This is a genomic window from Rhizobium hidalgonense (genome assembly GCF_002914525.1).
Classification (GTDB): domain Bacteria; phylum Pseudomonadota; class Alphaproteobacteria; order Rhizobiales; family Rhizobiaceae; genus Rhizobium; species Rhizobium hidalgonense.
On record NZ_LODW01000064.1, the window covers coordinates 49503 to 60275 of the forward strand.

Sequence of the window (10773 nt, forward strand, 5' to 3'; positions counted from 1 at the left end):
GCTTATTTTTCCCGGCTGCCGATCGCCTCGATCTCGTTCGTCCATATGCCCGCCGCATAATTCGCCGGCAGCCGCGCCAACAGCGCGGGATCGTCGATGCCGGTGGAAAAATCACTGCCGCGATAGGGGCCGAGCACGAAGACCTCGGTTCCGGCATTCTGCATCCGGTTGAGAAAACGGTCTGGCCAGCCCCAGAGCCATGGCGCAATGTTGATCGGCACCAGCATCATCGCGTGTTTGCAGGCATCCGGCAGCACGCCGGTCCAGCCATAGCCGATATAGCCGGTGAGGCAGCCTTTCAGGCTCTTGCGCGAGGCGGTCTTGATCTCGGGCACCAGCCGACGGATGACATCGATCGGCTCGTCGCCGCCATAGACGATGATGTCGGCCCGCCGTGTGGCCGGAAGCCCGTTGAGCACGGCGGCGAGTTTTTCGCCCTCGGAAGGATCGCGGCTCTTGACGTTGATGAGGAAGCGCCGATCCGGAAAGGTCGAAAGCGCCTCGGCCAGCGTCGGCATCATGCCGACACCGCGGCCGCGAAAGGGAAAGGTCTTGCCGCCATCGGCGGTATAACCGTAGCCGATGTCGAGCTTGCGCATGTCAGCCATCGAATGCTCGCGGGTGACCCCGTGCCCGTCGGTGCGGCAGTCGAGCGTCCAGTCGTGAAAGACGGCGAATGCGCCGTCTGTCGTCGGATGCACGTCGATCTCGACAATATCGGCGCCGGCTGCAAAGCCTGCCTGCATCGAGCGGATGGTATTCTCGAGATAATCATGTTTCGGCGTCAGCATGCGGGCGGCCGTGCAGGTGTCGTTCTTCAGATCGGTCTCGTCGAACCGCTGGGCAATGCCGCGATGGGCAAGCAGCACAGGCTTTCCTGGACGATGCTCGGCGAGCAGGCTGGTGTTGTTGAGATAGATGCCGGCCGCGGCGAGCGCGATTGCCCCGGCGCAATAAAAAAGCTTCCTGCCCAATGCCGCCCCTCCTGGTTGCATAGATGGGCGCAACAGCTAGAAAGCGATTCTGGTTGTTCTTGGGCTGTTTTCAGGCTTTTCTACGCCCGAGTCTATTCCAAGGAGAAGATGCCGCTATGGAACCGCACGACGACGAGCTCATCCGTTTCGAAGAACAGGGCGCGGCCGCCTTGCCGCCGGCTTCTGTTGAAGGCCATCTCGGACGCGACGGCGCCCGCATCTGGTATGCGAGCTACGGGGCCGGCCCTGCCGTCATCCTGCTGCATGGCGGCCTCGGCCATAGCGGCAATTGGGGCTATCAGCTCCAGGCGCTCATCGACAGCGGCCGCCGCGTCGTGCTCATCGACAGCCGCGGCCATGGCCGCAGCACCCGCGATATCAGTCCCTATAGCTATGAGCTGATGGCCGCCGACGTCCTTGCGGTCATGGACGAATTGCATCTGGAAAAGGCAGCCTTCATCGGCTGGAGCGACGGCGCCTGCATCGCGCTGATCCTCGCCGCGACGGCGCCCTCACGTGTCGAGGGCGTCTTCTTCTTCGCCTGCAACATGGATCCGAGCGGCACGCTGGAATTCGTTCCGACGCCGGTCATCGACCGCTGTTTCAGCCGCCACGCCAAGGACTATGCGGCACTGTCGGCCACGCCGGACGATTTCGATTCCTTCGTCGAGGCGGTCAGCCTCATGATGCGCACGGAGCCGAACTATCAGGCCGCCGACCTCGGCCGCATTCACGTGCCGGTGGCAATCGTGCTCGGCGAGCACGACGAATTCATCAAGCCGGAGCATGCCGAATATCTTGCCCGCAGCGTTCCGGACGCCGAGATGATATATCTTAGAGGCGTCAGCCATTTCGCGCCGCTGCAGCGGCCGGCCGAATTCAACGCCGCGGTGCTGTCCTTCCTCCACAGGCTCCCTTGATGATCGCGCCCACTGGCCTCGCGTCCATTCCCCGCTATCTCTAGCCTTATGAGACCTGATGCGCTGCTCTATCCCGCCCCCGAAGGGCTCTATTGTCCCGAGGGCGGCTTTTATGTCGATCCGGTGCGGCCTGTCGAACGGGCGCTCGTCACCCACGGCCATTCCGATCACGCCCGGCCGGGCCATGTGAACGTGCTGGCCACCCGCCAGACGCTCGAGATCATGCGCTTGCGTTACGGCGACGGTTTCTGCGCCAGCGAGCAGGCTGCCGCCATCGGCGAGGAACTGCTCATCAACGGCGTCAAGGTGAGCTTTCATCCCGCCGGCCACGTGCTCGGTTCGGCGCAGATCGCCATCGAGAAAAACGGCACCCGTATCGTCGTCTCCGGCGATTACAAGCGCCGCCCCGATCCGACCTGCGCCACCTATGTGCCGGTTCCCTGCGATGTCTTCATCACCGAGGCGACCTTCGGCCTGCCGGTCTTTCATCATCCCGATCCGATGGACGAGATCGGCAAGCTGCTGGCCTCGCTCAGGCAATTTCCCGAGCGCACCCATCTCGTCGGCGCTTATGCGCTCGGCAAGGCGCAGCGCGTCATAAGGCTATTGCGCGATGCCGGTTATGCCGAACCGATCTATATCCACGGCGCCATGGAAAAGCTCTGCGACTACTATGTCGGCGAGGGCATCGATCTCGGCGAGCTGCTGCCGGCGACGATCGAAAGCCGCGACAAATCCGCCTTCAGAGGCGCGGTCGTCATCGGCCCGTCCTCTGCCTTCGCCGACCGCTGGGCCCGCCGCTTCAACGAGCCGTTACCGGCCTTCGCCTCCGGCTGGATGATGGTGCGCCAGCGCGCCAAACAGCTGGGCGTCGAACTGCCGCTCGTCATCTCAGATCATTGCGACTGGCCTGAACTGACCGAAACCATCCGCGAGCTGCACCCGGCCGAGGTCTGGGTGACTCATGGCCGCGAGGAGGCCTTGGTGCGCTGGTGCCAGCTGCAGGGCATAAAGGCTAAACCGTTGCATCTGGTGGGGTATGAGGATGAGGCGGATTGAGATGAGCTGCTTGCTGCGTGAAAACCCCTCCCTAGCCGACCTTGCCGCCACTTTGGAGATGGCAGCGACGCCCACCTCTCGGTCCCTCATTCCTGTCCTCGGACTTGATCCGAGGGATGTCACAGGAATCCAGCCACCGCGCGTCGGCGCGGTGAATGACTCATGCAACGTCAAAGAGTTTCCCGCGCCCAAGGACTTGGGCGCACTGGATTCCTGTGACGAGCACCGGAATGAGGGAGCACGCATTGGGCCTCCCCAAGCCTGGTGGCCAACATGAAAGCCTTCGCCGACCTCCTCGACCGTCTCGTCCTGACCCCCAGCCGCAACGGCAAGCTGAAGCTGTTGACCGATTATTTCCGCGATACGCCCGACCCCGACCGCGGCTACGGCCTTGCCGCCATCGCTGGTACGCTGGAGGTGCGCAACGTCAAGCCCGCCATGCTGCGCGAACTGGTGCTGGAGCGCATGGACGAGGTGTTATTCCGCTATTCCTACGATTATGTCGGCGATCTCGCCGAAACCATCTCGCTCGTCTGGGACAATGAGCGGGATATCGACCGCTCGGCCCTTTCCCAGCCGCGTCTCGGCGAGGTCGTTACCGGCATGAATGCGCTCGGCCGCACCGAGGTGCGCAGCTTCGTCCGCGACCTGCTCGACCGGCTGGATGCATCGGGCCGGTTCGCCTTCATCAAGCTGGCGACCGGGGCCATGCGCATCGGCGTTTCCGCCCGTCTTGCCAAACAGGCGCTGGCCGATCTCGGCGACAAGGACGTCACCGAGATCGAAACGCTCTGGCACGGCCTGCAGCCGCCCTACGAGACATTGTTCGAATGGCTGGCGGGCGGCGGCGAAAAGCCGGTGCTGGCAACACCGGCGATCTTTCATTCGGTCATGCTCGCCAATGCGGTGGAGGAGGGGGACCTTAACGCTCTCGATCCCGCCAATTATGCCGCCGAATGGAAATGGGACGGCATCCGCGTCCAGCTCTCCCGCTCCGGTGACAGGCGCAAGATCTATTCCCGCTCCGGCGACGATATTTCGGGCGCCTTTCCGGATGTCCTCGACGCTATCAATTTTTCCGGTGTCGTCGACGGCGAGCTGCTGGTCGGCGGCACTGCCCGCTCCAACAGCCCGACCCGCACCTTCTCCGACCTGCAGCAGCGCCTGAACCGCAAGACGGTGACGGCAAAGATGCTGGCCGACTACCCCGCCTTCATCCGCACCTATGACCTGCTCTTCGATGATGAGGAGGATGTTCGCGGCCGCAGCTATGTCGATCGCCGCGACCGGCTGGCCGAGATTATCGACCGCGCGCCCCACGACCGATTCGACCTCTCGCCGCTCGTGCCTTTTTCATCCTGGGACGAACTCGACCGTCTCCGCGCCGCGCCGCCCGATCCGGTCATCGAAGGCGTGATGATCAAGCGGCGCGACAGCATCTATCAGGCCGGCCGGATGAAAGGCCCGTGGTTCAAATGGAAGCGCAATCCCTATAATGTCGATGCGGTGCTGATGTATGCCCAGCGCGGCCACGGCAAGCGCTCGAGCTACTATTCCGATTTCACCTTTGGCGTCTGGGCCGATGACGAGGACGGCGAACAGCTGGTGCCTGTGGGCAAGGCCTATTTCGGTTTCACCGATGCCGAGCTCGAGGTGCTCGACAAGTTTGTGCGCAACAATACCACCGAACGTTTCGGGCCGGTGAGGGCGGTGCGCGCCGACAAGGATTTCGGCTTCGTCGTCGAAGTGGCCTTTGAAGGCATCAACCGCTCGAGTCGGCACAAATCCGGGGTCGCCATGCGCTTTCCCCGCATCGCCCGCCTTCGCCCCGACAAACCCACCTACGAGGCCGATCGGTTGCGCACGCTGATCGCCATGATCGACGCCAAGCCGGAGTAATCTCCGATCCCCCTGCGCAACAATGACGCAGTGCCAAAATTTCAACAGGATGTGTATTGGCGATGACGATCTTCCGGTGCAAATCTTGTGTGCCGGGAAAATGATTTGGGTGATGCGTTATGAGCTCGCATGAACAAAATTCCTTTTTCCGCCAACGCCGTGCCGTGCTGGCGGGTCTTGCCGGCGCACTGGTCCTGCCGCGGATGGCCGCCGCCTTCGATGTTCCGGATGAGCCGCGCCTTGCCAAGCACGACTACGCCAAGGCCCGCAGCCATTTCCGCACGAAGCTGTTGCAGAAGGGCCCGGCGCCCGATAAATACGAGCCGCTGACGGCACCTGCCGACGCCGACAAGATCTTCTATCGCTCCGGCTACGGCGAGCTCGAACTGGCCGCTTGGGTCTCGAAATACAAGCGCGAGCGCGCGGCCAAGCCGGCCGTGCTCTTTCTGCACGGCGGCAACGCCATAGGCACCGGCCATTGGCAATTGATGAAGCCCTATATGGATGCCGGTTACGTCGTGATGATGCCGTCGCTGCGCGGCGAAAACGGCCAGATGGGCAATTTCTCCGGCTTCTACGATGAGGTCGACGACGTACTTGCCGCCACCGAGCGCTTGGCACATCTGCCGGGCGTCGATCCCGGGCGCCTGTTCATCGCCGGTCATAGCATCGGCGGCACGCTGACCATGCTGACGGCGATGAGCACCCATAAATTCCGCGCCGCCGCGCCGATTTCCGGCAATCCCAACGCTTTCCGTTTCTTCAGCCGCTATCCCCAGGATATCCGCTTCGACGACAGCAATGCGCATGAATTCGAGGTGCGGTCAGCGCTGTGTTACGCCCACAGCTTCAAATGCCCGGTCCGTGTCGTCCACGGTACGGAAGAGGCGCATTTCAACGACCGCGCCGATCTGCTCGCCCGCCGCGCCCGCGCCGCCGGCATTCACATCGAGACCGACACCGTCGCCGGCAATCACACCTCGGCGCTGCCTGCCGAGATCGAACAGAGCATCCGCTTCTTCCACGGGGTGGCGGCCTGAGTTCCGCGTCCTCTAAACATCATTGCCGGATTGATGAATTTAGCGGAAGTTGTAGTTTCTGATCATGATTGGCAAAATACTTATCGTTGCCGCCGGCGTGACCTTTGCAGTTATGTTTTGGCTGATGCTTCAGCTCATTGCGGGCCGGCCCGACTTGCTGAAGATGACTCCGGCCGAGCATGGCTGGTATGCAAAGCGGATTTTACCGCTGATGCTCCTGTCTGCCGCGTTCACCACCGCAGGAGCTTTGGCTAAGCGGTGGGGATGGCCCTGAGGTGTGGCCGCTTTGGCTTCGGGCAACTTGATTAGCTCCCGGCTTTTCCTCCCCAACGCCAGCCTCGCGCCAGCCGCGCATGCCATCGTCGCGGCAGATATCGCTGTCTCGCCGATCGTTGATAAGGGTGGTTCCATGAATTTTCTGCGCCGGGTCTTCCCGATTGCCGGGCTCGTCATTGCAGCGGCGTCGCTGAGCGGCTGCAACATCCTCATTCCCGATGTCGCCGCCGATTCGCCCGCCCGCTTCGTCCAGGAAACCTCGCCGGTCTTCTATCAACCGCCCGGCGTCGATCCGCGCCGGGTGCGGCCGATCCCCGATCAGCCGGTGCCGCAGACGCGTGAACTCTACAAGACCCAGTTCCATCAAACCTACGGCCTGCCGGTCAGCAATCCCGTGCACATGGCGATGTATGGCGCGGTGCGGGACGAGGATTTCACCCTGCCGGCGATCCCGGTCAGCCGAGTGCAGCCGCAGTTCCTGCGCCAGGAAGTCGATTACCAGACGACCGAGCGCCCCGGCACGGTGATCGTCGATACCAAGGCGCATTTCCTCTATTTCGTCGAAGGTAACGGCAAGGCGATGCGTTACGGCGTCGGCCTCGGCCGCGATGGTTACGCCTGGTCGGGCCGCGGCGTCATTCAGTGGAAGCAGAAATGGCCGCGCTGGACGCCGCCGATCGAGATGGTCTCGCGCCAGCCCGAGGTTCGTGCCTTTTCGGCTGAAAACGGCGGCATGAACCCGGGGCTGCAGAACCCGCTCGGCGCCCGCGCCATGTATATATTCCACGACGGCCAGGATACGCTCTATCGCATCCACGGCACGCCCGACTGGCAGTCGATCGGCAAGGCCACCTCGTCAGGTTGCGTGCGCATGCTGAACCAGGATGTCGTCGATCTCTATGACCGTCTTCCTGCCAAGGCGGAGATCGTTGTGATGTAGCGCTGCAACAGCGCTGCTGATATCGTTCGCTCAAGGCCGGACACGTCTGCGTGAAGCTATGGTTTATTTGGCGCAAGCCGATAGATCTTCTGATGTTGTTCTCGGCATCGGACGAATCGCCGCTCACGCGCGGTCTCGTCCGGCTCCCGCATCAGAGGAAATCAGTCCCGCGTCATGAGCTTCGATAGACATCTTTCCCGCCGCAGCTTTCTTTCCTTTTCGGCATTGACCGCAGCCTCCGCGCTCACCGGCTGCGCCTCGTCGGCCAATACGGTCACATCGGGCGATACCACGATCATCTACCGTTCGCCGATGCGCCTGTTCCAGTCGCCGGGGGCGTCGAGCGTGCCGAGTGGCGCAGAGCTTGCCGTCATGTACGGCCCTGTCGAGGATGGCGGCTTTCTCATCCCCGCCGTTCCCTATGAGCAGATCGATCCGCGCTATTATCGCCAGCGCGTCCTCGATCCCACCGGTCAGCCGCCCGGTACCATTGTCGTCGATACACCGTCGCGCTTCCTCTATCTCGTCCAGGGTGACGGCATGGCGATGCGCTACGGCGTCGGCATCGGCCGCGAGGGTTTCGCCTGGCAGGGATCGGGTGTCATCCAGTGGCGTCAGAAATGGCCGCGCTGGAAGCCGCCGAACGAGATGGTCGCCCGCCAGCCGGAACTGGTCAAATATTCGATCGACAACGGCGGCATGGAGCCGGGCCTGAAGAACCCGCTCGGCGCCCGCGCTCTCTATATCTTCTCGAATGGCGAGGATACGCTCTACCGCCTGCACGGCAATCCCGACTGGCGCTCGATCGGTAAGGCCGTTTCATCGGGCTGCGTCAGGCTGATGAACCAGGACATCATCGATCTCTACGACCGCGTTCCGACAAAGGCGCCGATCGTCGTCTGGCAGTAAATGTCACCGAGGCAGCCGTCACCCGGCTGCCTCGGATCGATCCCTTTTCCCCCGGATAGCGGCCCATTTTGCGCTCGCGAGGGATTTATTTTTCAGAAAACCATTGCTTAATTCGCTAAATATCCTACATGGTGCGTATCGAATTGCTTGCGACCTTTGTCCACGCGCTGAAGCGCTCCGTCAGATATCCTCTCAACATCGATACGGCTTGTCGGACATTCTTCCGCAGGCGAACATAAACGGTTGAAAAGGAGATCGTTATGAATTCAGGCGTCGTCAAGTGGTTCAATGGCACCAAGGGTTTTGGCTTCATTCAGCCCGATGATGGTTCTACGGACGTTTTTGTCCACATTTCAGCGGTCGAACGCGCCGGCATGCGCGAGCTCGTTGAAGGTCAGAAGATCCGCTATGATCTCGTCCGCGACAAGAAGTCGGGCAAGAATTCGGCCGACAATCTTCAGGCCGCATGATTTGTCATTCGCCTGTGCTGACCAGATGCTGGCGGCGCGCTGACCACGGATGTACTGGCAGCGAGCCGACCTACTGGCAGAGAAATGGCTGAGTGACTGGAAGAGGTCGGGTGCCAACCCGGCCTTTTTGCTTTGATCGCCGGCCGTTGTGAAGGACCGGTTGAGCAGCCGAAGAAGTGAAGGAACGCTGAAATGGGCAGACCAAACTACCAGATCGGCGACATGATCGTGCTGAAATCGGGGCTCACCCGCACGGCGAAAGCCGATAAGCGGTGCCGGATTGCCAGCATCTTGCCCAATGACCACGGGCATGTGCAATATCGCGTCCAGTTCGATGCGGAGAATTTCGAGCGCCGCATCACCGAGGCCGACATAGATACCGGGGAATCGCCCTCCAGGGCGTCTCCCGAGGCGGTGGCCAAGTCCGGCGGCGCCGAGCCTTGGCTGAAGTTTTCGAGCATCCGGAAGGGCAAGTAGTCCCGCCGTTTTACTATCACAGCGCGGCTTCGCCGCCGAGAGGAAGGATATCGTTTTGCAGGTTCTCGTCAGGGATAACAACGTCGATCAAGCGCTCCGCGTGCTCAAGAAGAAGATGCAGCGCGAAGGCCTGTTCCGGGAAATGAAGGCACGCAGCGCCTTTGAAAAGCCGTCCGAGAAGCGCGCTCGCGAAAAGGCCGAGGCCATTCGCCGCCAGCGCAAGCTCGCCCGCAAGAAGCTGCAGCGCGAAGGCCTGCTGCCGGCGCCGAAGAAGGTTCTTCGCGCCCGCTGATATTTCAGCGTCGCGCGTCTTTTGAGACGCGCAAAGGCGTGGGCAGCCGCTCGCGCCACCATCACCTGAGAAAGGGGCACATGACCGCCACCAAGGGAGAATTCTTCAATCCCGCAAAGCTTTCCTCTCGCGACAAGGCTGAGGCGACCGATCACACGGCGCGCGCCATCATCGCGGCCGAGGCGTCGGCCCGTGACAAAAAGACGGAAAAGCTGAAGGCGTTGCGTCTGCAGCAGGAGGCCGAGGCAGCACCTGAAGCGGCGCCTGTAAAGAAACGCCGGTCACCGGCCAAGGCTGCTGTGAAACGGCCCTAAGCCTCGGGCGTACACCCTTTTAGGCGAACCAGGCCGATGCGGTCAGTCGCCGCCCGTGCCGGCCCGACCGAGATTGCCCCGCAGCCGATGCAGCATGTCGCGCATCGAAGCCATTTCCTCGAGCGTACAGCCTGCGGCTTGGCCGATCGCCGTCATGATCGTATCGATTTCTCCTTTCATCACGTCACCTCTCGGGGTCAGCGACACGATTACCTGGCGTTCGTCGCGCAAGTCGCGCAGGCGCTTGATCAGCCCGCTCTGCTCCAGCCGTTTCAACAGCGGCGACAGCGTGCCGGAATCGAGATCGAGCTGCTCGCCGATCGTTTTCACCGGCAGTTCGCCGCGCTCCCACAGCACCAGCATCACCAGATATTGCGGATATGTCAGGCCGACCTTGTCGAGGATCGGCTTGTAGGCGCGGGTGAAAGCATGCGCTGTCGCATAGACCGCGAAGCATAACTGCTTTTCCAGCCGCTTCTCCTCCTGCGGTATCTCCATCGTCTTTGTCTGCGCTTTCATATTCATCATCCCTGCGGCTGCGATTGTCTTCTTTTCGAATTCGAAATGCAATTTGCAAAATTCACTTGCGTACAATTTAATTGTGCAATATTAAAAGTCCAACCCGATCGAAGGGCCAACAAAGGAGATCGTCATGCCTATTCTCTATACGACCAAGGCCTCTGCCACCGGCGCCCGCGCCGGCCGCGCCGTTTCCGAAAACGGCGTTCTGGACGTAACGCTGACCGTTCCGAAGGAACTTGGCGGCGACGGCGCAACCGGCACCAATCCCGAGCAGCTTTTCGCTGCCGGCTACTCCGCCTGCTTCCTCGGTGCTTTGAAATTTGTCGCGGGCCAGCAGAAGGTCAAGATTCCGGAAGAAACGACGGTCTCCGCGAAAGTCGGCATCGGCCCGCGTGAAGATGGCACCGGCTTCGGCATCGAAGTCGCCTTGACGGTCAACATCCCCGGTCTCGACCGCGAAACCGCCGAAAAGCTCGCAGCTGCAGCCCATATCGTCTGCCCCTACAGCCACGCCATGCGCACCTCGACCGAAGTTCCGGTCACGGTCGCCTGATCACAGCAAATACGGGCGAAGCTGTCGTCGGCCAGCCCCTCATCCGGTTGCCGCCACCTTCTTGGATGATGAAAATGTAGGATATTGATGCTTGCCGGGCGGGTGGCCGCCCGCCCGGCAGCTGGTTG

Annotated in this window: 14 protein-coding genes; 12 read left to right on the forward strand and 2 right to left on the reverse strand. The window is 61.8% G+C overall.

Annotated features, from left to right (window positions below; translation table 11 throughout):
* Positions 1-2: 2 nt before the first annotated feature.
* Positions 3-974 carry a glycerophosphodiester phosphodiesterase family protein gene (locus ATY29_RS21005; RefSeq protein WP_025415636.1) on the reverse strand — a complete coding sequence of 324 codons (972 nt, stop codon included), beginning with the start codon at positions 972-974 and terminating at the stop codon, positions 3-5.
* A 116-nt stretch (positions 975-1090) separates the two neighbouring features.
* Here ATY29_RS21005 and ATY29_RS21010 point away from each other — a divergent pair, with 116 nt between their 5' ends.
* The 11 genes from ATY29_RS21010 (at position 1091) to ATY29_RS21065 (ending at position 9570) form a co-directional block, all read left to right on the forward strand.
* Entirely contained in the window at positions 1091-1894 is an 804-nt protein-coding gene (locus ATY29_RS21010; protein ID WP_097537232.1) for an alpha/beta fold hydrolase, read from the forward strand.
* 48 nt (positions 1895-1942) lie between these two features.
* Positions 1943-2953 (forward strand): ligase-associated DNA damage response exonuclease, encoded by a 1011-nt coding sequence (locus tag ATY29_RS21015; protein WP_097537233.1) that lies wholly within the window; start codon positions 1943-1945, stop codon positions 2951-2953.
* A gap of 273 nt (positions 2954-3226) precedes the next feature.
* Positions 3227-4852 carry a cisplatin damage response ATP-dependent DNA ligase gene (locus ATY29_RS21025; protein WP_025415638.1) on the forward strand — a complete coding sequence of 542 codons (1626 nt, stop codon included), beginning with the start codon at positions 3227-3229 and terminating at the stop codon, positions 4850-4852.
* A 119-nt stretch (positions 4853-4971) separates the two neighbouring features.
* Positions 4972-5892 (forward strand): alpha/beta hydrolase family protein, encoded by a 921-nt coding sequence (locus tag ATY29_RS21030; protein WP_003569540.1) that lies wholly within the window; start codon positions 4972-4974, stop codon positions 5890-5892.
* 64 nt (positions 5893-5956) lie between these two features.
* Positions 5957-6166 carry a hypothetical protein gene (locus tag ATY29_RS21035; RefSeq protein ID WP_025415639.1) on the forward strand — a complete coding sequence of 70 codons (210 nt, stop codon included), beginning with the start codon at positions 5957-5959 and terminating at the stop codon, positions 6164-6166.
* A 135-nt stretch (positions 6167-6301) separates the two neighbouring features.
* A complete protein-coding gene (locus ATY29_RS21040; RefSeq protein WP_037092441.1) occupies positions 6302-7108 on the forward strand; it encodes a L,D-transpeptidase in 807 nt (268 codons plus the stop codon).
* Positions 7109-7282: 174 nt separating this feature from the next.
* Positions 7283-8017, forward strand: a complete 735-nt coding sequence (locus ATY29_RS21045) for a L,D-transpeptidase family protein (RefSeq protein ID WP_003569537.1) — start codon at positions 7283-7285, stop codon at positions 8015-8017.
* Between the two features lie 260 nt (positions 8018-8277).
* Positions 8278-8487 (forward strand): cold-shock protein, encoded by a 210-nt coding sequence (locus ATY29_RS21050; protein WP_003546468.1) that lies wholly within the window; start codon positions 8278-8280, stop codon positions 8485-8487.
* Between the two features lie 192 nt (positions 8488-8679).
* On the forward strand, positions 8680-8964 hold the full coding sequence (locus ATY29_RS21055) for a hypothetical protein (protein ID WP_003569535.1): 285 nt from the start codon (positions 8680-8682) through the stop codon (positions 8962-8964).
* A gap of 55 nt (positions 8965-9019) precedes the next feature.
* Complete coding sequence (gene rpsU / locus ATY29_RS21060; protein WP_003569533.1) at positions 9020-9256, forward strand: 30S ribosomal protein S21; 237 nt, start codon at positions 9020-9022, stop codon at positions 9254-9256.
* Positions 9257-9336: 80 nt separating this feature from the next.
* On the forward strand, positions 9337-9570 hold the full coding sequence (locus tag ATY29_RS21065; RefSeq protein WP_003569530.1) for a hypothetical protein: 234 nt from the start codon (positions 9337-9339) through the stop codon (positions 9568-9570).
* Between the two features lie 42 nt (positions 9571-9612).
* Here the strand turns inward: ATY29_RS21065 and ATY29_RS21070 are convergent, their stop codons facing one another.
* A complete protein-coding gene (locus ATY29_RS21070; protein ID WP_037092439.1) occupies positions 9613-10098 on the reverse strand; it encodes a MarR family winged helix-turn-helix transcriptional regulator in 486 nt (161 codons plus the stop codon).
* Positions 10099-10222: 124 nt separating this feature from the next.
* Here ATY29_RS21070 and ATY29_RS21075 point away from each other — a divergent pair, with 124 nt between their 5' ends.
* A complete protein-coding gene (locus ATY29_RS21075) occupies positions 10223-10645 on the forward strand; it encodes an organic hydroperoxide resistance protein (RefSeq protein WP_097537234.1) in 423 nt (140 codons plus the stop codon).
* Positions 10646-10773 lie beyond the last annotated feature (128 nt).

Bases quoted from the DNA above. Each gene is read 5' to 3' on its own strand.
- ATY29_RS21030 (WP_003569540.1), top strand. From the start codon at position 4,972: ATGAGCTCGCATGAACAAAATTCCTTTTTCCGCCAACGCCGTGCCGTG.
- ATY29_RS21065 (WP_003569530.1), top strand. From the start codon at position 9,337: ATGACCGCCACCAAGGGAGAATTCTTCAATCCCGCAAAGCTTTCCTCT.
- ATY29_RS21055 (WP_003569535.1), top strand. From the start codon at position 8,680: ATGGGCAGACCAAACTACCAGATCGGCGACATGATCGTGCTGAAATCG.
- ATY29_RS21045 (WP_003569537.1), top strand. From the start codon at position 7,283: ATGAGCTTCGATAGACATCTTTCCCGCCGCAGCTTTCTTTCCTTTTCG.
- ATY29_RS21040 (WP_037092441.1), top strand. From the start codon at position 6,302: ATGAATTTTCTGCGCCGGGTCTTCCCGATTGCCGGGCTCGTCATTGCA.
- ATY29_RS21070 (WP_037092439.1), bottom strand. From the start codon at position 10,098: ATGATGAATATGAAAGCGCAGACAAAGACGATGGAGATACCGCAGGAG.
- ATY29_RS21015 (WP_097537233.1), top strand. From the start codon at position 1,943: ATGAGACCTGATGCGCTGCTCTATCCCGCCCCCGAAGGGCTCTATTGT.
- ATY29_RS21010 (WP_097537232.1), top strand. From the start codon at position 1,091: ATGGAACCGCACGACGACGAGCTCATCCGTTTCGAAGAACAGGGCGCG.
- ATY29_RS21075 (WP_097537234.1), top strand. From the start codon at position 10,223: ATGCCTATTCTCTATACGACCAAGGCCTCTGCCACCGGCGCCCGCGCC.
- ATY29_RS21025 (WP_025415638.1), top strand. From the start codon at position 3,227: ATGAAAGCCTTCGCCGACCTCCTCGACCGTCTCGTCCTGACCCCCAGC.
- ATY29_RS21035 (WP_025415639.1), top strand. From the start codon at position 5,957: ATGATTGGCAAAATACTTATCGTTGCCGCCGGCGTGACCTTTGCAGTT.
- ATY29_RS21050 (WP_003546468.1), top strand. From the start codon at position 8,278: ATGAATTCAGGCGTCGTCAAGTGGTTCAATGGCACCAAGGGTTTTGGC.